The organism is Hydrotalea sp. GW822-HT8A01 (assembly GCF_058798575.1).
Genome location: NZ_CM179506.1, coordinates 3665165 through 3687072, shown reverse-complemented (window position 1 = coordinate 3687072; position 21908 = coordinate 3665165). Strand labels below are relative to the sequence as shown.

18 protein-coding genes are annotated in these 21908 nt (G+C 35.9%); 13 read left to right on the top strand and 5 right to left on the bottom strand.

Annotated features, from left to right (window positions below):
- The first annotated feature begins 38 nt into the window (after positions 1 to 38).
- The 5 genes from purL to AC3QLY_RS16300 all read left to right on the top strand — a co-directional run bounded on the left by purL (position 39) and on the right by AC3QLY_RS16300 (position 7397).
- Positions 39 to 2249 (top strand): phosphoribosylformylglycinamidine synthase subunit PurL, encoded by a 2211-nt coding sequence (purL, locus tag AC3QLY_RS16320; protein WP_218331450.1) that lies wholly within the window; start codon positions 39 to 41, stop codon positions 2247 to 2249.
- Positions 2249 to 3280, top strand: a complete 1032-nt coding sequence (rfaD, locus tag AC3QLY_RS16315; RefSeq protein ID WP_288072315.1) for an ADP-glyceromanno-heptose 6-epimerase — start codon at positions 2249 to 2251, stop codon at positions 3278 to 3280. The genes purL and rfaD overlap by 1 nt, the downstream gene beginning before the upstream one ends.
- Positions 3281 to 3339: 59 nt before the next feature.
- Positions 3340 to 4146, top strand: a complete 807-nt coding sequence (proC, locus tag AC3QLY_RS16310; RefSeq protein ID WP_075051547.1) for a pyrroline-5-carboxylate reductase — start codon at positions 3340 to 3342, stop codon at positions 4144 to 4146.
- Between the two features lie 99 nt (positions 4147 to 4245).
- Positions 4246 to 5484, top strand: coding sequence for a BamA/TamA family outer membrane protein (locus AC3QLY_RS16305; RefSeq protein ID WP_143439236.1), 1239 nt, complete (start codon positions 4246 to 4248; stop codon positions 5482 to 5484).
- Positions 5485 to 5603: 119 nt separating this feature from the next.
- On the top strand, positions 5604 to 7397 hold the full coding sequence (locus AC3QLY_RS16300; protein WP_228733225.1) for a glycoside hydrolase family 13 protein: 1794 nt from the start codon (positions 5604 to 5606) through the stop codon (positions 7395 to 7397).
- A gap of 79 nt (positions 7398 to 7476) precedes the next feature.
- Here the strand turns inward: AC3QLY_RS16300 and AC3QLY_RS16295 are convergent, their stop codons facing one another.
- Entirely contained in the window at positions 7477 to 8352 is an 876-nt protein-coding gene (locus tag AC3QLY_RS16295; RefSeq protein ID WP_492990130.1) for a dienelactone hydrolase family protein, read from the bottom strand.
- A 356-nt stretch (positions 8353 to 8708) separates the two neighbouring features.
- On the opposite strand from AC3QLY_RS16295, the gene pyrG reads away from it, so the two are divergent.
- The 4 genes from pyrG to AC3QLY_RS16275 all read left to right on the top strand — a co-directional run bounded on the left by pyrG (position 8709) and on the right by AC3QLY_RS16275 (position 15580).
- On the top strand, positions 8709 to 10364 hold the full coding sequence (pyrG, locus tag AC3QLY_RS16290; protein WP_218331447.1) for a CTP synthase: 1656 nt from the start codon (positions 8709 to 8711) through the stop codon (positions 10362 to 10364).
- Between the two features lie 158 nt (positions 10365 to 10522).
- Positions 10523 to 12706, top strand: coding sequence for a S9 family peptidase (locus AC3QLY_RS16285; protein ID WP_492990128.1), 2184 nt, complete (start codon positions 10523 to 10525; stop codon positions 12704 to 12706).
- A gap of 143 nt (positions 12707 to 12849) precedes the next feature.
- A complete protein-coding gene (gene yidC, locus AC3QLY_RS16280; RefSeq protein ID WP_492990126.1) occupies positions 12850 to 14703 on the top strand; it encodes a membrane protein insertase YidC in 1854 nt (617 codons plus the stop codon).
- 247 nt (positions 14704 to 14950) lie between these two features.
- Positions 14951 to 15580: a hypothetical protein gene (locus AC3QLY_RS16275; RefSeq protein ID WP_218331444.1), complete on the top strand. Its 630-nt coding sequence runs from the start codon at positions 14951 to 14953 to the stop codon at positions 15578 to 15580.
- Here the strand turns inward: AC3QLY_RS16275 and AC3QLY_RS16270 are convergent.
- Positions 15577 to 15933 (bottom strand): hypothetical protein, encoded by a 357-nt coding sequence (locus AC3QLY_RS16270; protein WP_288095420.1) that lies wholly within the window; start codon positions 15931 to 15933, stop codon positions 15577 to 15579. The genes AC3QLY_RS16275 and AC3QLY_RS16270 overlap by 4 nt on opposite strands.
- 132 nt (positions 15934 to 16065) lie before the next feature.
- Between AC3QLY_RS16270 and AC3QLY_RS16265 the strand changes: the two genes are divergently transcribed.
- The 3 genes from AC3QLY_RS16265 (at position 16066) to AC3QLY_RS16255 (ending at position 19099) form a co-directional block, all read left to right on the top strand.
- The gene (locus AC3QLY_RS16265) at positions 16066 to 17490 is read left to right on the top strand and encodes a tetratricopeptide repeat protein (protein ID WP_288072018.1); all 1425 of its coding nucleotides are present in this window, start codon (positions 16066 to 16068) and stop codon (positions 17488 to 17490) included.
- A gap of 82 nt (positions 17491 to 17572) precedes the next feature.
- Positions 17573 to 18334, top strand: coding sequence for a phosphosulfolactate synthase (locus tag AC3QLY_RS16260; RefSeq protein ID WP_218331441.1), 762 nt, complete (start codon positions 17573 to 17575; stop codon positions 18332 to 18334).
- 27 nt (positions 18335 to 18361) lie between these two features.
- Positions 18362 to 19099: a shikimate dehydrogenase family protein gene (locus tag AC3QLY_RS16255; RefSeq protein ID WP_218331440.1), complete on the top strand. Its 738-nt coding sequence runs from the start codon at positions 18362 to 18364 to the stop codon at positions 19097 to 19099.
- Here AC3QLY_RS16255 and AC3QLY_RS16250 read toward each other — a convergent pair.
- The 3 genes from AC3QLY_RS16250 to AC3QLY_RS16240 are packed head-to-tail and all read right to left on the bottom strand — an operon-like array spanning position 19096 to position 20729.
- Positions 19096 to 19527, bottom strand: coding sequence for an acyl-CoA thioesterase (locus AC3QLY_RS16250; protein ID WP_287100817.1), 432 nt, complete (start codon positions 19525 to 19527; stop codon positions 19096 to 19098). The genes AC3QLY_RS16255 and AC3QLY_RS16250 overlap by 4 nt on opposite strands.
- Positions 19514 to 20107, bottom strand: a complete 594-nt coding sequence (gene rdgB / locus AC3QLY_RS16245; RefSeq protein WP_075051462.1) for an RdgB/HAM1 family non-canonical purine NTP pyrophosphatase — start codon at positions 20105 to 20107, stop codon at positions 19514 to 19516. Before rdgB ends, AC3QLY_RS16250 begins: the two co-directional genes overlap by 14 nt.
- A gap of 13 nt (positions 20108 to 20120) precedes the next feature.
- The gene (locus AC3QLY_RS16240) at positions 20121 to 20729 is read right to left on the bottom strand and encodes a hypothetical protein (RefSeq protein ID WP_287100818.1); all 609 of its coding nucleotides are present in this window, start codon (positions 20727 to 20729) and stop codon (positions 20121 to 20123) included.
- Positions 20730 to 20792: 63 nt separating this feature from the next.
- Between AC3QLY_RS16240 and AC3QLY_RS16235 the strand changes: the two genes are divergently transcribed.
- A complete protein-coding gene (locus AC3QLY_RS16235; RefSeq protein WP_075051464.1) occupies positions 20793 to 21857 on the top strand; it encodes a branched-chain amino acid aminotransferase in 1065 nt (354 codons plus the stop codon).
- Positions 21858 to 21908: the final 51 nt, after the last annotated feature.

Sequence of the window (21908 nt, the reverse complement as noted above, 5' to 3'; positions counted from 1 at the left end):
TGGTACAACACACCAATGTTATTCTTACAATTTAAGCAATGGAAATAACAGTTACTACTGCAAAACAACTTCGTTTAACGGAAGATGAATTTGCGCTTATTCAACAAAAACTTGGAAGAATCCCCAATTTTACAGAGCTCTGCTGCTTTAGTGCCATGTGGAGCGAACACTGCAGTTATAAAAACTCTATCAAATGGCTAAAAACACTGCCCAGAGAAGGAGGGAGGATGCTGGTTGCTGCCGGTGAAGAAAATGCAGGGTTAATGGATATGGGAAACGGGTACGGCGTTGTATTCAAAATTGAAAGCCACAATCACCCCTCTGCTATTGAACCTTTTCAAGGTGCTGCAACAGGTGTTGGTGGAATACAGCGCGATATTTTTACAATGGGCGCCCGACCTATTGCTTCCTTAAACAGCCTTCGATTTGGGAATTTAAAAGATAAAAAAACGCAACGTTTGCTTTCAGGAGTCGTGAAAGGCATTGGCCATTATGGTAATTGTTTTGGCGTTCCTACAGTTGGGGGTGAAGTATATTTTGAAGATTGTTATCATACCAACCCATTGGTAAATGCCATGAGTGTTGGTATTATGAAGGCAGATAAAATGATTAGTGCTACTGCAAAAGGAACTGGTAATCCGGTGTTTTTTGTAGGTAGTGCTACCGGTAAAGATGGAATTGGTGGTGCCAGTTTTGCCAGTGCAGATATCACAGCCGATAGTACCGAAGAATTGCCGGCAGTGCAGGTAGGTGACCCCTTTCAGGAAAAAAAATTATTGGAAGCTTGTTTAGAAGTAATTGAAACAGGAGCCATTGTGGGTATGCAGGATATGGGGGCAGCCGGTATAATTTGCTCAACTTCAGAAATGAGTGCAAAAGGCGGAGTGGGTATGCGCATTGATTTAGAGAAAGTACCTACCCGGCAACAAAATATGAAAGCATGGGAATTACTTTTAAGCGAAAGCCAGGAACGTATGTTATTGGTAGTAGAAAAAGGAAGAGAAGCAGAGGTATTGGCCGTTTTTGATAAATGGGATTTAAGTGCCAGTAACATTGGTGAGGTAACCAATGACGGCTTATTGCAATTTTATTATCATGGAAAATTGGAAGCTGTAATTCCTGCAGAAGAACTTGTTTTAGGAGGCGGAGCCCCCCAATATACACGGGAATACAAAAAACCGGCTTATTTAAATAGAATACAAAGCTTTGACATTAAATCTATTAAAGATATAACAAATTTAAAATCTGTTGTTACTGAATTAATTCAAATACCCAATATTGCAAGTAAGAAATGGGTGGCCGAGCAATACGATAGTATGGTAGGTACTGCCAATGCCAGTACCAATGCACCCAGCGATGCTGCTGTAGTTTTAGCAAAAGGCACAGGGAAAGCGTTGGTCATGACGGTTGATTGTAATAGCAAATATGTATTTGCAGACCCTTATACAGGTTGTGCCATTGCTGTAGCAGAGGCTGCCAGAAATATTGTATGTTCCGGCGGCGAACCATTGGGGGTTACCAACTGCCTGAATTTTGGTAATCCTTATGATCCGGAAGTGTATTATCAGTTTGTAGAAGCCATTAAAGGTATGGGCGATGCATGCCGTGCATTTAATACGCCTGTAACAGGTGGTAATGTTAGTTTTTACAATCAGAACCCTGATGGTCCGGTTTATCCAACTCCTACTATTGGTATGGTTGGTGTGATTGATGATTTTAAAAACAGAATGACATTAGATTTTAAATCAGCGGATGATGTAATTGTTTTAGTTGGCAAACAGGTAAATGATATTGGTTCATCTGAATACTTGCATAAATTAAAAAAACACGAGTTCTCGAATGTTCCCTATTTTAATTTGGATGAAGAGTTGTTAATGCAGCAGTTTTTGTTGCAGTTAATTAAAAACCATTCCATTCAAAGTGCGCACGATATTAGTGAAGGCGGATTGATTACAACTTTGTTGGAAAAAGGATTTAACCGTTTACTCGGCTTTCAGGTAAGTGCAGAAGGATTTGAACACCTTCGTGCAGATGCGTTTTGGTTGGGTGAAGCACAGGGAAGAGCAGTGATTACTTGTTCTGCAACACAATGGCCGGGCATACAGCAATTGGCTCAACAATATAAAGTTCCCGTACATCAATTAGGTAAGGTAACTGCAGGCAACATTGCTGTAAACAATGAAGACTGGGGTGAGATTAACGAATGGAAAAATATATATGAAACTGCAATTCAAAAATTGATTCAATAATGGCAACAAAAATTTCAGCAAATAATCAGGATATTATTATTGTTACAGGAGCTGCCGGTTTTATTGGTTCTTGTTTGATGCAGCAACTGAATGATACCGGTATTGAAAACATTGTAATGGTAGATGATTTTGGCGTGGAAACCAAGCGCCGGAATTGGGAATATAAAAAATTTATAGCAACTGTAGAAAGACTTTCTTTATTTGACTGGCTGGCAACACATCAACCTAACGTTGCCGCATTGCTGCATATTGGTGCAAGAACTGATACAACTGAGTTTGATTATGCTGTTCATGAAAAACTCAATGTACAATACTCAAAAGATGTTTGGAGTTACTGTACTGCACATAAAGTGCCCTTAATTTATGCTTCATCTGCTGCTACTTATGGGGATGGTAGTTTTGGTTACAATGATGACCACTCAGTTGTTGCGCAGTTAAAGCCCTTAAACCCATATGGCGTTAGCAAAAATGAATTTGATAAATGGGCATTGCATCAGGCATTTACTTTAGGTTCGCAGCCACCCTATTGGGCAGGATTGAAATTTTTTAATGTATATGGTCCGAATGAATACCATAAAGGAAGAATGGCCAGTGTTATTTTTCATGCCTTCCACCAAATTGCGCAACACAGTTTTGTAAAACTATTTAAAAGCCATCGGCCCGACTTTGAAGATGGTCAACAACTGCGAGATTTTATATATGTAAAAGATGTTGTTGCCGTAATTTTTTGGATGATGAAGCAGATGTTACAAAAAAAATGGTTGCCAACAAACAATGGACTTTACAACCTGGGCACTGGACAAGCCCGTAGTTTTTATGATTTAGCTGTTGCTACTTTTGATGGATTGGATAAAACAGCCGATATTAAGTTTATTGATATGCCGGAAGATATTAGGGATAAATACCAGTATTTTACCGAGGCCAATATGCAAAAACTTAGAAATATTGGTTATCAACAACCCTTTTATTCTTTAGAAAAGGGTGTGGATGATTATGTGCGCCATTATCTTAAACCACAAAAATTTTATTAGGCAACTTAAAATAATTCATAAGTATTTATCCTACTAATTTTTTATTTCAACATATAAATATGCAAATACAAGCAAAAATTGCAATTATAGGAGGTGGTAATCTGGGTTCTGCCATTGCAGAAGGGCTGCTGAACAGTGGCTTTATTTTGCCCGAGAACTTATGTATTACTAAACGAAATATTGAAACCCTTGGTTCTTTCAAAGAAAAAGGCGTGCATGTATTTTCAAACAATAGTGATGCAATTCATTTTGCCGACTACATCATCTTTGCTATAAAACCATTTCAAATACGAGAAGTATTACAACAACTGCAACCGCTTTTGCAACCCAATAAACATGTTCTAATTAGTGTGGCAACCGGCGTTTGGATTAAGGATATTCAGAAAATGGTTGGCAATCAGTTTACTATTTTCAGGGCTATGCCCAATACAGCCATTGCCATTCAGCAAAGTTTAACCTGTATCAGTGCCTTTCAGGCTTCTGCTGCACAAACGGCTTTTGTAACCGAATTATTTAATAAGCTGGGTAAAACAGTATTTATTGAAGAAAAATTGATGGATGCGGCTACAGTATTGGGCGCTTGTGGTACAGCTTATGCCATGCGCTACATTCGTGCCAATATTCAGGGAGGGATTGAAATTGGTTTTAGCGCATCAGTTGCCTCATTAATAGCAGCACAAACAGTGAAAGGTGCTGCCGAATTATTACTGCAAAAAAATACACATCCTGAACAGGAAATAGATAAAGTAACTACACCAAAAGGTTGTACGATAGCCGGATTGAATGAAATGGAACACCAAGGCTTTAGCTCCTCGCTTATTAAAGGTATTGTTACAAGTTATAAAAAAATATTAGACGACATGTGAAGCGTTTTTACTATAAAAGGTATTTTATTAGGTTAGGCTTAACAACTAAATACTTAAACATATAGCCAGTTTAATTGTCTTATTTAAAAATAATCCTGTTTGCGTAAATTATATTATACTTCTCTATTGATTTTTATTTGGTGTATACAGGTTAATGCACAAACCATTTTTAATTCGGGGGCTGCAGTTCATTCTGTTTATACAGGTGTAGATAGCTTATTGGAAAGAGATTTGGTAGATGTTACGCATCATCTTTTTCATAAAAAAAATAAACTTTCAACAGATACCACACAAAAAAACGAACAACATCATAAATACAATTTGGCCATTGTACCTGCTGTTGGGTATACTTTACAAACTGGTTTTGCTGGAATATTAAGCGCTAATATTGGCTACTTCAATACCGGATCTAATAAAATATCCAGTATTACTACCAGTATAACTTACTCACAATACCAACAAACTATAGTGCCATTGGTATTAAATATATGGACAAAAAATGATAAATATAATATTGTATCTGATAACCGGTTTATTGATTATCCCTCCAGCATTTACGGTTTAGGGGGTAGAACAGACCCCAATAAAGGACACACGATTGATTTTGTTGGGTTAAAATTGCATGAAAGTATTTTAAGGTCGGTTGGTAAAAATATATATGCGGGTGTAGGATATTATTATGATCAGTTTTGGAATATCAAAGCAATTAATCTAGGTACAAGGCGTATTAATACAATTATAACTAAAGAGCTGGGTTACGATGAAATCGCATCCGGTCCGGTATTAAAGTTTTTATATGATAACCGGGAAAATCAAATCAATCCTACCCAGGGCTTATATGCCAATTTTGTATTAAGAAATAGTTTTACATTTTTGGATGGTGATCAAAATTTTAAGTCGGTATTAATCGATGTAAGAAAGTATCTTCCTTTCCCACATAAATATTCTAAAAATACATTGGCATTGTGGAGTTATAACTGGCTAACACTCTCCGGAACACCACCTTATTTATTATTGCCCAGTACCGGTTGGGACGATCAGTACAATACCGGAAGAGGGTACATACAAGGAAGGTTTCGCGGCAGAAACATGGTATATCTGGAAGGTGAATACCGCTATCGTATTTCTAGAAACGGATTAATTGGCGGTGTGGTTTTTGCCAATGTTGAAAATTTTTCCGGCGATCTCTCACAACAATATAATACCCTGTTACCTGGCTATGGGTTAGGTATTCGCGTTAAATTAAATAAACATTCCGGCACCAACCTTTGTGTAGATTATGGTTTTGGTAAGAATGGTTCAGGTGGTTTTTATGTAAATATTGGCGAAGTGTTTTAATTCCTACCTTTATTCCTTCAATGTAATTTTTCCTAAACAGGCTGTAAGCTTTATAAGCTTTGTATAGCAATTTGCAGTGTTGTTTTTGAATGATTGGCTCATTTTTTAATTGTAACCTTATGAAGTATCTCATCCTTAGTACAATGGTTGGAATGGTATTTTTTTTGACTGCCTGTAATAATTCTGCCACAGAACAACATGTTAAAACCGATAGTATGGCCTCCAAAAAAGACTGGTGGAAAGAAGTAGTAGTATACCAGATTTACCCACGAAGTTTTAAAGACAGTAATGGAGATGGAGTAGGCGATTTAAAAGGTATTATTTCTAAATTAGATTATATTAAAAGCTTAGGAATTGATGTGGTTTGGCTGAATCCAATATTTGAATCGCCCAATAAAGACAATGGCTATGATATTAGTAATTATGAAGCCATTATGAAAGATTTTGGAACCATGGCCGATTTTGATACCCTGTTACATGGCATGCATGAGCGGGGAATAAAGTTGGTATTGGATTTGGTGGCTAACCACAGCAGCAATCAAAACAAATGGTTTATTGAAGCACGCAAAAGTCGTAAAAACCCATATTATAATTATTACCATTGGTGGCCTGCAGAAAAAGGCAAACCGCCGTTCCGTCAGGGTTTTTTTGATATAAACGGCAGTGCATGGACTTTTAATCCGGCAACCAATTCTTATTACCTGCATTATTTTAGCCAATACCAACCCGATTTAAACTGGGAAAATCCAAAAGTGCGTGAAGAAATATTTGATATGATGAAGTTCTGGTTTAATAAAGGTATTGATGGCTTTAGAATGGATGTTATCCCATTCATATCGAAGGATACCAGTTTCCCGGTAATAACGCCTGAAATTTTAAAAGAAAAATACAATGGCGATTGGGCACAATACTATGCCAGTGGTCCCAATTTACATGAATATTTACACGAAATGAATGCACAGGTGCTGAGTAAATACACTGATATGTCGGTAGCCGAAGGTGCCGGCGTTACTTTAGAAACAGCGAACAAATTTGTTGATGCCGACAGACATGAATTAAATATGCTATATAATTTTGATGGGGTAAGTTATGGTTATGTACCCGGTAAATTTAAAACGCCGGAACCGGATGGATACAAACTTCCCGGATTTAAACAAATTTATACCCGTTGGGATAGTGTTTTTGCTACTAAAGGCTGGGGTACCATCTATTTGGGAAACCATGATCAACCCCGTATGGTAACGCGTTGGGGCAATGATAGTCCCGAATTTAGAGAGCCATCTTCTAAAATGCTCACCACATTTTTACTTTCTATGCGGGCTACTCCTTATTATTATTTTGGCGATGAGTTGGGCATGTGTAACATAAAATTCGATAAAATTGATGATTATCGAGATATTGAAACACTCAATATGTACCAGCAAATTAAAAATAAAGGCGGCAATTTGCAAGAATTTTTAAATGCACAAAAAATATCGGCAAGGGATAATGGTAGAACACCATTTCAATGGAGTAATGCACCCAATGCCGGTTTTACTACCGGTACGCCATGGATTAAAGTAAACCCCAATTATGCAACCGTAAATGTGGAAGATGAGGCAAAAGAGCCTAATTCATGTTTGAATTACTTTAAGAAAATGGTGTTACTTCGTAAAACATATAAAGATGTTTTGGTGTACGGAAAATATCAATTATTAGATCCTGATAATCCAAAAATTTATGCTTACACAAGAGGTGATGGCGCTAATAAGGTTTTGGTTATTTTAAATTTTAGTAAAGACCATGTGGGTTGGGATATTCCTGAAGGCATGCAGGTAAAACCAACCCCGCTTATTAATAACTACAATTCTTTCTTGCCCGGCAAAACCATTTCAATGGAGCCTTATCAGGCAGTAATTGTTGGTTTACAATAAATACAAATCTATTCAATAAAAATATCCGGTAACTTCAAAAGCTGCCGGGTATTTTTATTTTGTTCTTCCTCAATAGCTATTAATGCAATTTTAAAAAAGCCAAAGCTTTTGCATTGGCATCATCTGTAGCTGCCTTATTATAGATGGGGTTAGATGGGTTGGCAAAACCATGTCCGGCATTGTATCTGTACACAGTTATTTTTTTTCCGGCAGCTTTCATGTTTTCTTCAAAGCGGGTAACTACTTCCGGATTAATACCCTGATCCTGATTGGCAAAGAAACCAATCACATCACAATTTAAACCTTTTAAGCGCTCAATATTGTTTTCGGGCCTGCCATAATACATTACACATCCTGCTGCCTGCTTCCCGGCTAATAATGCGGCTTGTAAACTCCAGCCACCACCAAAGCACCAGCCAATGGTATAAATTTTAGCATCCTTTCCTGCATAAGCTATAGCACCAGTTACAATTGCATCTAATCTGTCTGCATTGGCATTACGCATATACACCATCGCACTATCGGGTGTAGTGGCTACTTTTCCATCGTACATATCCGGCGCCAATACATTTACATCCCCTAATTCAGTATACAGTTTATCGGCTTCATTTTTAATATTATCATTTAAGCCCCACCATTCCTGAAAAACCAATACCCATTTTTTGGTTGGATTTTTTGCTTTAATCAAATAGCCGGAAGCCATTTTGCCGCCTGTAGTTGTATATTGAATGGTTTTGCCTAATGCTTTAAAATCTTTTAATATGATGGGGTTGGGGTGCAATTTGCCAAAACCTGGTTTGGCTGCATCTAACTCAATTAATTGGCGGGTTTCTGCATTAAAACAACTAATGTAACATTCAGGAGTTAAAGGATCAGGTTCTTTTTGTTTAAAAGTTGCACTTAGTAAAACTGCAGCAACAAGTGCTGTGCCGGCAAGTAACATAAGTTTTTTCATAAATTTTTTTTGGTTTGTGAACGATGTACCAATTCATTCCGTTTTTATTGGCACGATTGGTATTCTTTAAAATTAAATAAAACTTCTTTTATTTAAATTTTGTTCGCTTGTTAACACAAAATACAATGAAGTGTTTAATTTTTCTACAGCCATTTTTTAGAGAGAAAAAATTGCCGTAGGTTTGTGCGACCTCCAAGAGTTATCATTTCAACTTTTTTCAATTCTCTTAAGGTCTGTTGGTTACACAAAAGCCGGCTTTTGTTAATGAAAGGTGTAATTGTATTCATTTTTTATGTAATGTTATTTGCTGAAACGCTTTTTGTGCAGGTAAAAGTTTAAAACAACATCCATTTTTTATGGCCAAATATATATTTGTTACCGGAGGGGTAACAAGCAGTTTAGGAAAGGGTATTATTGCAGCCAGTCTTGCAAAACTTTTGCAGGCTCGTGGTTTTAGCGTAACTATCCAAAAATTCGATCCATACATCAATGTAGATCCCGGAACTTTAAACCCTTATGAACACGGCGAGTGTTTTGTTACCGAAGATGGTGCAGAAACCGATTTGGATTTAGGCCATTATGAGCGGTTTTTAAATATTTATACCTCACAAGCCAATAATGTTACAACGGGTAGAATTTATCAAACCGTTATTAATAAAGAAAGAGCCGGCGATTTTTTAGGAAAAACCGTACAGGTAGTACCACATATTACCGATGAAATAAAACGCAGAATGTTATTGTTGGGTAAGGATGGTAAGTTTGATATTGTAATTACCGAAATAGGTGGTACCGTGGGCGATATTGAAAGCCTGCCTTTTATTGAAACTGTACGTCAAATACAATGGGAACTACCTGAAGAAGATGTGGTGGTAGTTCATTTAACTTTAATACCCTATTTAAAAGCTGCAAAAGAACTGAAAACAAAACCAACACAACATAGCGTTAAAATGCTCAGTGAAACAGGTGTGCATCCAGATATTATTGTATGTAGAACGGAAGAAGCACTGAATGATGATATAAAACGCAAAATTGCTTTATTCTGTAATGTAAAAAAAGAAGCAGTAATTGAAGCCATGGATGCTGCTTCTATTTATGAAGTGCCACTGTTAATGCAAAGTGAGGAATTAGATGTGATATGTATGAATAAATTACAAATTACTTCTAAACAGGAACCTAAATTAGATGAATGGATTTCTTATATAGATAAAATAAAATATCCAAAAGGGAAAGTAACGATTGGGCTTATTGGCAAATATATTGAGTTACAAGATGCTTACAAATCCATTCTAGAAAGTTTTATACATGCCGGTGCAGCGAATGAAGTAAAAGTACAGGTTGTAAATGTGCATAGCGAACATATTACAAAAGAAAATGTAGCCGAAAAATTGGAGGGTCTGGATGGGCTGTTGGTTGCGCCAGGATTTGGTAATCGCGGTATTGATGGAAAAATTTTTGCCGTGCAATATGCCCGGGAAAATAAATTGCCATTTTTTGGTATTTGTTTAGGAATGCAAATGGCAGTGATAGAATATGCACGAAACGTATTGGGTGTTAAAGATGCACATTCGTTAGAAATGGAACCCAATACCCTTAATCCGGTTATTAATTTAATGGAAGATCAAAAACAAATTACCTCAAAAGGAGGTACCATGAGGCTGGGTGCGTATCCTTGTGCTATTAAAGAAGATACTTTGGCTTTTGATATTTATAAACAAACTTTAATTAGTGAAAGACATCGGCACCGTTATGAATTTAATAATGCTTACAAAGAAATTTTTGAGCAAAATGGTATGATTGCGAGTGGAATTAATCCTGAATCAGGGCTTGTAGAAATTGTGGAGTTACCGGCACATCCTTTCTTTATCGGTGTACAATACCACCCCGAATTAAAAAGTACTGTAGAGAAACCGGCACCACTGTTTGTACATTTTGTAAAGGCGGTAAAAAAATATCATGAAGCAAAAAAACAATTGAAGTTAAATTCTCCAGCCATACAGGATGCATTGATATAAATATTCAATTTTTTTAAATACTTGAACGTACAATATGTTAAATCATATTGTTCGTTTTTTTTGAGGAACATTTAAAATGATATTTGCTTTCAACGAATATCATTATATTGTTGTGTGAAAAAGAGTAGGATGAAATTGGTTAGATAAATTTATTTTATATGAAAACATTTTTTTTATTTTTTCTTTTCTTTATTTCATTCAATTTAATGGCACAGCCTCCTCAGGGCATTCATTGGAATAAAGCAGGAAACACAGTTTTTACCGTGCAGGATAATAATATTGTGGCTACGCAATTCCCTGCCATGGAAAGCAGTACTTTAATCAGCGCTGCCGAATTAACTCCAACAGGTGCAACTGAACCACTTGCTGTTCGCAATTTTTTCTTTAGCAATGATGAAAAAAAATTGTTGATTTATACTAATTCTAAAAAAGTTTGGCGCTATGATACCAGAGGCGATTATTGGGTGTTGAATCTGATAAACAAAAAACTAACCAAATTAGGAAAAGGAAGGCCGGCATCTTCACTCATGTTTGCAAAATTTTCACCCGATGGCAATAAAGTGGCCTATGTTTGTGAACATAATATATATGTGGAAGATTTAAATACAAATGCTATTAAAGCCTTAACAACTGATGGTAATTATTTCTTAATCAATGGTACATTCGATTGGGCTTATGAAGAAGAATTTTTTTGCAGAGATGGTTTTCGTTGGAGCCCGGATGGTGCTAAAATTGCCTACTGGCAAATCAATGCAAAAAATACCAGAAATTATTTAATGATTAATAATACCGATTCAAGTTACCCTTTCATAAAACCCGTAGAATACCCCATTGCAGGTCAGGCACCTTCACCTTTTAAAATTGGTGTGGTTGAAATTGCCACAGCTAAAACAAAATGGATGCAGATTCCTACAGATCCTGTGTTGCAATCATATGTTCCTCGAATGGAATGGGCAAACAATAATAAAGAATTGATTTTGCAACATTTAAACAGAAAACAAAATGTTTCTGATATTTTACTTTGCAATATAAAAACAGGCCAGCCAAAAACCATTTATCATGAAACCGATAGTGCGTGGATTGATATTTTGGCACTATGGGATGAAGATTATTCTTATGGCGGATGGGACTGGCTCAATAACGGTGATGCATTTTTGTGGGCCAGTGAGAAAGATGGATGGCGTCATTTATACAGTATTCGTAAAAATGGCAAATCAGAACTAAAAATTACAAATGGTAATTATGATGTAATGGGTATTAGCGCAATTGATCAAAAAAATGGATACGTCTATTTTTTGGCTTCCCCTTTCAATGCAACTCAAAAATATTTATACAGAACAAAATTAGATGGAACTGGAACGGCAGAGCGTTTATCGCCCGAAAACCAAAATGGTTTTCATGAATATGCAGTTTCACCAACAGCTCTTTTTGCTGAACATATTTTTTCGAACCATTATACACCTTTTGTACGCGAATGGATTTCATTACCCAATCATCAGGGTTTAGATGGTAATTTGGTGAATACTGCTATTGCACAGGCCAATCCTGCTAATTCTAATGTTCAATTTTTTAAGATAAAAAATAAAGATGGGATTGAGATGGATGGTTGGAAAGTGATGCCAGAACATTTTGATTCTACCAAAAAATATCCGGTTGTATTTTATGTGTACACCGAACCCTGGGGTCAAAATGTAAAAGATGAATATGGCATTGCCCATAATTTTTTGTATAATGGAAATATGTCAAAAGATGGTTATATATACATCTCCATCGACAATAGGGGTACTCCTGTGCCGAAAGGCCGTGAATGGCGGAAATGTATTTATAGAAAAATTGGCCGCTTAAATATCAGCGATCAGGCAGATGCTGCCAGCCAAATTTTGCAATGGCCTTATGTTGATACTTCCCGAATTGCGGTATGGGGTTGGAGCGGGGGCGGTTCGGCTACTCAAAATTTAATGTTTCAGTATCCAAATATGTATAAAACCGGTATTGCAGTAGCAGGCGTTGCCAGTCAGTTTACTTACGATAATATTTATCAGGAACGTTATATGGGTTTGCCACAGGAAGATAGCGCCGATTTTGTTGCCGGTTCTCCTATTACTTATGCAAAAAATCTACAGGGTCATTTGTTATTGATTCATGGTACAGGCGATGATAATGTACATTATCAAAATATGGAACTGCTTGTAAATAAATTGGTGAAATATGGTAAACAGTTTGATATGATGAGTTATCCCAACAGAACGCATAGTATTTCTGAAGAGCCTGGAACCAGAGAACACTTAATTCATTTGTATACCCGCTATTTGCAGCAGTATTGTCTTCCGGGGCCACGCTAAAAAGCAATAATTGTACAATTTTTAAATGGATATTATAAAATTGTAAATTTTGGTCATAATTGCCTGATCAATGAATATTTAGGGAATAGCCTAAGCGCATTCAGTTGTCAATCCCTACCTTTGCCGCTCAATATTTTTTCAATATGAATTTTGACAAGAATACGATTATTGGTTTTGGTTTGTTAGCAATTTTATTTTTTGCGTTTTTTTGGATGAATAATCAGTCTCAGCAGGAAATGCTGAAACAGCAAAAACATGTGCAGGATTCTATTGCACGGGTCAATGCGCTTCGGCAAACCCAAGATCCGGAGGCCATTGTAAAAGATTCATTGAAACAGGATTCATTGATTAAATTATCAACTGCAGGAAATTTTGCAACCGCAGCCATTGGCAAAACATCATTCGATACAGTTGAGAACGATGTTATGAAAATTGTATTCTCCAATAAAGGTGGAAGAATTGAATCTGTAATATTAAAAAATTACAAATCATACAACGGCCAACAGGTTATGTTGGGTTCAACGAATGACATTTTAGGTTACAATATCAATACCGGTAACAATAGCTCAGCCAACACCAATGATTTATATTTTACTCCATCTGCTATTATAAAAAATACTGATGGCACACAAACCATTCAATACACTTTAAGTGATGGTGCAGGACAAAGTATTGTACACAGTTTTGTGATTCAGCCTAATAATTACATGGTGAATTGGAATATTACTATGCAGGGAGCCAATCGTTTGTTAACGGGCAATGAAATGAATTTTATGTGGGTTGATCATGCTCAGCAAATGGAACGCTCTGCACACTATGAACGGATAACCAGTAATTTATGCTTTTATGAAGGTGGAAATTTTGATTATTTATCTTCAAAAGAAACCCACCAATTCGAAAAACCGGTAAGCTGGTTTTCTAATGTACAACAATTTTTTAATGTAACATGGGTTGCAAAAAACGATTTTAGCGGGGGTGAAGTAAAGTGGAAGAGAGAAACGGATGACTCTTCAAAAACTTTATTTACCAGCACCGCTAACCTGCACGTGAAAATACCTGCAGAGGCATCTGTAACAATTCCCATGCAATTGTATTATGGACCCAATGAATATGCCATATTAAAAAAAGAAGCCAAGGGCATGGACCAAATTGTTAACCTGGGTAGAAGTTTATATGCTTTTGTAAGACCTATTAACTTATATGTTATTATGCCTGTATTTAACTTCTTTGCCGGGTTTATTAGTAATTACGGATGGGTTATTTTCTTATTAACGCTTTTTATACGTTTAATCACTTCTCCATTAACCTATAGCAGTTATTTAAGTGGTGCAAAAATGAAAGTTTTAAAGCCTGAGTTAGATGCATTGAAACAAAAATTTGGAACAGACCAGCAGGGATTTGCAATGGAACAAATGAAGTTGTATCGGGAGGCGGGCGTAAACCCATTGGGAGGATGTATTCCGGCGCTGCTGCAAGTGCCCATATTCTTTGCATTGTATAGTTTTTTTAATTCTAACATTGCATTGCGTGGACAGCCATTTTTATGGAGTAAAGATTTATCCTCTTACGATGTAATAGCCCGGTTACCTTTTAGTTTACCTTTTAATTTTGGTGATCACATCAGTTTGTTTACCATTACGGCTGTATTAACCAGTTTCTTTATTTCTATTTATAATATGGCATCTACGCCAACGCAGGATAATCCGGCACTAAAATACATGCCATATATTTTTCCATTTATGATGTTGTTTTTCTTCAATGGCATGCCATCAGCTTTAACATGGTATTATACCGTTTCAAATACAGTTACCTTAATATTACAGTTCATCATTCAAAAAAGGATTATTGACCACGATAAAATTTTAGCAAAAATTGATCAAAAACGTAAATCGCCGAAAGCCAAAACAAAAAGTAAGTGGCAGGAACGGTATGAACAAATGATGGAATCGCAGAAAAAAGTGCAGGAATTAAAAGAAAGAACTCAAAAGAAAAAATAGTAAAAAATTCTGTTAAGATAGTTTTAGAGACTGTTTGCAATAAGCCTTACAGTCTCTTTTTAATTTGAGATAAGTTAAGAAAATTGGCTTATTAAAATTTGTATTCAATTTTTACTTGCAGCTTACCTGGTTGGTTTATGAGCTGAATTAACAGCTTCTTTAAGTAAATCATTGTAATTTGTAAGTACATTAGCTTTGCATTATTCATTAACGCTGTATCAAATACATTTTATTTAAATTGAAAATTATGAAACTAATTTTGGTGGCTTTATTTTTTCCATCAATTTACATTTTTTCGCAGCAACGTACTGTTGCTGAATGTACCATTTATTTTCAAAATGTAATTGATGTAAATCAGTCTGCTAACCCTTATTCTGCAGCAAACGAAGTGGTACATAAAACGGTATACATAAAAGGGAATAACAGTAGGGTAAATGTGGTAAGTCCATCTTATCAAATTTCTACTATCATTGATCAGTCAACCGGCAAAGTAGTGGTGTTAAGAAGTTTTGGAAATAACAAGTACATGACTGTATTAACCAAAACACAATGGGTGGCTGCCAATAAAAAGTTTGCAGGCATTCAATTTGTTCCTTTACCCGATACCAAAACCATATTGGGATATAATTGTAAAAAAGCACAACTTTTACTGCAAGATAGTTCTGTATATACACTTTACTATGCAACCGCTATAGTTCCATCAGTAAAAGATTTTGAATATGAATTTAAAGATGTACCCGGATTTGTACTTGAGTATCAAGCAGAAGACAATAAAAAGAATAAAGTACATTTTATAGCAACAAAAATCAGTTTAGATCCTGTGTTACTTTCAGAATTTGAATTGCCCACCAAAGGGTATAGAATTATCAATTATTAGTTAGCTATTGGAGAAGGTGTTTTAAACTTGGGAACATGCACTTTAAATTTATAAGGAAAAACATAAGTCGTATTTCCACTTTTGTATTGCATGATTGAATTTACCTCGGCACCCGAAGCGTAATTCTGAGTTTTAAGAATATGTGTACCATTGTATTCTAAACCAGCCTTAATAAGCGAAAGGGAGAAGGTTTTATGGCTGTAATGGCTTAAGTTTTTTAAAGAATACTTACTGCTGTTTTTTGATTCATCTGTTGTGCCACTAAATGTAATAGCAGCAGCAACAGCACATTTCGTAACAATAATGAATAGTGTTAGAAAAGCCAGTTTAGATATGAATCTGTTGTTAAACATTTATACAAAATTATACATTTTTTACAATTTTTAACAATTTTCTTTTTATTAATTGATTTTTAACAAATTTCTTTTCCAAAATAATGCCAAAATTGTAAAACTTTTACTGTACATTAGATAAACGTTACATCTATGAGAGATCCATCCTACCACGACGAAGACAGAGATTCATTAAGAGAACTGCTACAGCAGTATCAAAACTTAAAAACAGGTCGGGGCCATTCTTTTCTGGAAGAGGAGGCATTTGAAAAAATTGTGGATTACTATGACGAAAGGGATGATTTGAATGAAGCATTTAAAGCCGTTGAAACCGGCTTAGAACTGTATCCATACTCATCCCACCTGATGATTAAGAAAGCAGACTTGTTAATTGCCCGCAGAAAGTATGCCCAATCGCTTGAATTATTGGAAAAAGCGGAATTGTTTGATAGTACAGACATCAATTTATATATTCTAAAAACAGACGCGTATCTGGCACTAGATCAACAACCTAAAGCAGTAGAGCTTTTGGAAACAGCCCTTCATTTATTTGAAGGAGAGGAAAGAATTGATTTATTGTTTGAGTTGGCCGATGTTTATGATGATTATGAAGAGTTTGATAAAGTATTTGACTGTCTGCAGCTAATTTTGGAAGAAGACCCAAACAATGAAGAAGCACTGTATAAAATTTGTTTTTGGACAGATTTTACCGGAAGGAATGAAGAAAGTATCAAAATCCACCAAAAAATTATCGATAATTATCCATACAATGAAATTGCCTGGTTTAATTTGGCAGCAGCATTTCAGGGGCTGAAGTTGTATGAAAAAGCCATTGATGCTTATCAATATGCATTGGTGATTGATGAAAAGTTTGAATATGCATACAGAAATATGGGCGATGCATATTTACGCTTACGCAAATACAAGGAAGCAATTGAAGCACTGGAAAAAGTATTGGAATTGTCTCGCCCGGAAGACGTAATTTATGAAGCCATTGGGCATTGTTACCATAAAATGGGTCATACTGCGCAAGCCCGGTTCAACTATAAAAAAGCGGTTCATCTAAATACAGATGATAGCAAGCTGCATTTTAAAATTGCCACCACCTATATGCAAGAAGGGCAATGGAATAATGCCATCAAACATTTAGAAAATGCACTGCGCATACAACGCAATGTGGCAGAATATAATTTGGCTATGGGTGAGTGTAAATTGCATCAGCAGCAATTTAAAGAAGCCTTGTTTTATTTTGGTTATGTAGTAAAACATAAACCCAAAAAAATAGCCGGTTGGGAGGCTTTAATTCGTTGTCTGTACATTGCCGGTTATTATGAAGAAGCTGCAGGGCAATGTTTACAGGCCATGAAAGCTGCAGAACAAAAGCCATTGTTTATATTTTATCAGGCAGCTTGTTCATTTGCGCTAAACAGAGGCAAGGAGGGACTTTTATACTTGGAGAGTGCTATGGAAAAAGCACCCAGGCAACTGAAAAAGTTGATTGAACTGGCCCCATCGTTATTACAAAACAGTAAGGTGATTGATATTATTGCCAGATACAAAAAAGGGAAAAGATTTTAACTATTCTATTCCAATTTTCAATAATTAAAGCAATTCACTTACCCGAATTGCTTTAATTTTGCGCCCAATTAATAACAGCCCCATGAATTATAATCTAACGCAAATCCCTGAAAGGATGAAAAAGCCCCGTAATCATGGTATTACCATGGTAATGGATAAAGGCCTCAGTATGAATGAAGTTGAAAATTTTTTAAGCGTCGCGGGTCCACATGTTGATATTGTAAAATTAGGTTTTGGTACTTCTGCAGTTACGCCCAATTTAAAAGAAAAAATTAATTTATACCATCAATACAACATGCCCATTTATTTTGGGGGTACTTTGTTTGAAGCTTTTTTAATACGCAATCAAATAGATGATTATATTGCTATTTGTAAGGAATATAATATCACTTATATGGAAGTGAGTGATGGCTCCATTACCATTCCTCACGCTGAAAAATGCGGATATATTGAAAAATTAACCAAATATGGAACCGTTTTAAGTGAAGTTGGAAGTAAAGATGCTACCAATATTATGGCGCCATATAAATGGATTGAATTGATGCGTGCAGAATTAGAAGCAGGCGCTTCTTATGTAATTGCCGAAGCCAGAGAAGCCGGTAATGTAGGTATTTACAGAGACAGTGGAGAAGTTAGGCAGGGTTTAGTTGCTGAAATATTAACACAAATACCTGAGGAAAAAATATTATGGGAAGCGCCACAAAAAGCACAGCAGTTGTATTTTCTTCAATTATTAGGCTGTAATGTGAACCTTGGTAACATTGCTCCCAATGAAGTAATACCATTAGAAGCCATGCGAATTGGCTTAAGAGGCGATACTTTTGATTTATATCGTAACAAGTAATTGAGTGCATTAAATTCAACATTCATTATGCGCATATTTGGTTTAATTGGTTATCCATTATCGCATTCTTTTTCAAAAAAATATTTTGATCAAAAATTTGCATCAGAAAATATTACTGATGCAAATTTTTTTCTGTATCCTATTGAAAAAATTGAAGGCATTACTGATTTATTAAAAGCAACACCCAATTTGAAAGGGTTGGCCATTACCATTCCCTACAAAAAACAAATTATTCCTTATCTGCATGAATTGAGTCCTGCAGTTCAAAAAATGAATGCCTGCAATTGTATTCATATTCAAAATGGTTTGCTGAGTGGCTTTAATACAGATGTTATCGGGTTTAAAAATTCTTTTCTCAAAAAGAAAGCGGCACATCATACCAAAGCAATGATTTTGGGAACCGGTGGAGCCGCGGCTGCTGTAGCATTTGTATTGGATGAACTGTGTATACCGTATATATATGTTTCAAGAAAACCATCTGCTGCCAATAACAGCATTCATTATTCTGAATTAGATGATGCTATGATGCAGAACTATACAATCATCATCAATACTACACCGTTAGGCACATTTCCGAATATTCAATTTTTTCCGCCCATACCATATCATTGTATCAATGAGCACCATTATTTGTTCGATTTAATTTATAATCCGGCAGAAACGATTTTTTTACAAAAAGGCAGAGAAAATGGTGCCATTACGCAAAATGGGTATGATATGCTGGTGATTCAGGCAGAAGAAAACTGGAAAATATGGAATGGTTAATGACTCAGTTTTTCCAATGCTTTTGAAGGAATTGGCGCTAACTTCTTCAGCGCATAATGATAACACAACATGCCGGTTTTAGCAGTACCTGCCAATATCCATTCGTTTGCATTTTTGATAGAAATTTTATAAAACAAATCAAAACCCATAGCATCAATTCTGGAAGTTGCTACATCAATCTGAATGGTATCGCCATAATGCAGTTCCTTTTTAAATTCAATGACTGCATCACGCATTATTAGTCCAACACCTTCCATATCTAGTTCACTATAGCCTAGTGATTGCAGGTATTCCATTCTTGCTTCCTGTAGTAATGCCAAAAATCGGTCATTACCTACATGTCCACCATAATTCATGTCGGTTACTCGTATTTTCATTTCTGTGGAAAATGGAAATACATCCGGCAGTTGCAGTTTAACTCTTTTCATGTTGAAGGCTTTCTAAAAAAGCAACCATTTTATCGATGGCTTTTTTACGGTGACTAAATTTATTTTTTTCTGCTATATTCATCTCCGCAAAACTATGGTTACTCCCCTTTGGAATAAATATGGGGTCATATCCAAAACCCTGAATTCCTTTAGGTGCAAGTGCAATGGTGCCTTCACAAATTCCTTCAAAATAATGCACATGATTATCCATTATTAAACAAATTACTGTTCTAAATCTGGCAGTGCGATCATTTTTGTTAGCCAATTCCTGCAACAGTTTTTCATTGTTTTTTTTATAGTCTCTTTCAATGCCTGCATATCGTGCACTTTTTACACCCGGAGCACCCTCTAAGCTATCTACTTCTAGTCCGGTATCTTCACTAAAACAGTTTTTGCGTGTCATCTCAAAAATGGTATGGGCCTTTTTATGCGCATTTTCTTCCAATGTATCGTAGGGTTCTTCAATTTCGATTGTTATATCTGCTTCAAGTAAGCTCATTACAAGGTAAGGGGCCGGTAAAACTTTTTGTATTTCTTCAACTTTATGTTGGTTGTTGGTGGCAAATAGGAGCGTTTGCATAAAAATTGACAGGTTATTTTAAGTTAAATAGGTTCTTCAAACTTAACCAAAGTTTTCTTTTTTCTTCTTTTGTAATAGCATCATCAGGTAAATAAGTGCTGAGGGGCTTTGCCGGTAAAAAACTGCAATTGCTATGCTTTTGCATTCGATAGGCAGGTACAACAAATGGTAAATCAAGGGTCTGCATATCTGATAAAAACATGATGCAATAATTCGACTGTAATGTTTGCTGTAATGCTTTGAAAGTTTGTATTGTTGTATACTGATTTACGATTGCTACATCCCCTATATTCAGTTTGCAGGCTAAAAGTATATTACTTAAAAATTGCAGCCATTCTTCTCTAATAAAAGGAACGGTTTCATCCCATACTAAAATGGCAATTTTCTTTTTATTCTCTCCTAAAAATGGCAATACAGTTGCATTGTCTAAATTATTGTCTGCCTGAACTACCTGTTTTTTGTTGGGTTGTAGTGTTGTTGTTGCAGTTTTTTCTTTCAGATGCTCCTGAATGGGTGCATTTTGTGGTTGGTCATTTATATTTGGATTATCTATAATTACCAATGTATCTTTGTACATGGAAGCAATATAGTCTGCAGGTAACTGTATATCTTCAAATTTCATCGGAATTAATTTTAAATAAACACTTGTTAGTTTTTTGTTTCTTTGCACCAAAAATATAAAGATATGATAAAGGCATCAGGCTTTCCTGTTACAAAAGTTGTGCACAGTAGGTTAAGCAATTTAAGTTTAGAGAATATCCCATTTGGGAAATACTTTTCTGACCATATGTTTATGGCTACTTATAAAAATGGGGCATGGCAGGATCCGCAAATTATTCCATATCAATCATTACAAATGGAGCCCTCCCTGGCCGCCTTGCATTATGGCCAGGCTATATTTGAAGGCATTAAAGCCTACAAACATGCTTCCGGAGAAGCCTTTATTTTTAGGCCTTACGATAATTTTATACGATTTAATTTATCGGCCGAAAGAATGTGTATGCCGGAAGTTCCTGAATATATTTTTATAGATGGCATGCATCAGTTACTGGCTATTGATAAAGACTGGATTCCGGCAAAGGCGGAACATGCGTTATACATTCGGCCGGTTATGTTTTCTACAGATGTTACACTGGGCGTAAAGCCATCTGAAAGCTATACTTTCATTATTTTATTAAGTCCAACAGGCCCCTATTATGCCAAACCCATGAAAATATTTGTGGAAGAAACCTATACTCGTGCTGCCCGCGGTGGCGTTGGTTTTTCAAAAAATGCAGGCAACTATGCCGGTAGCATGATGGCTGCCAAAAAAGCCAATGAAATGGGGTATGATCAGGTACTTTGGACAGATGCTGTTGAACACAAATGGCTACAAGAAGTGGGCATGATGAATGTGGTTTTTGTTATTAATAATATTGCCATTACACCTTCGTTAGAAGAAGGTACCATACTAAATGGCGTTACTAGAAACAGTGTTTTGGTGTTGTTGCAAGAAATGGGTATACCGGTGGAAGAAAGAAAAATAAACATAGATGAAGTAACGGTAGCCTATAAAAATGGAACATTACAAGAAGTATTTGGAACAGGAACGGCAGCAACCATAGCCCTTATAAAAGAATTACGTTATAAAAATGAGCAAATGGTTTTTGATACCGACAATTGGAAAATTGCCCCGGCCATTCGTGAAAAACTCAATCAATTACGCTATGGAAAAGTGGCAGATACCCATGGCTGGCTGTATAAAATTTAGCTTTTTATGCTGCTAACGCCATCTTTTAAATAAATTTTATCTTTTAAGATT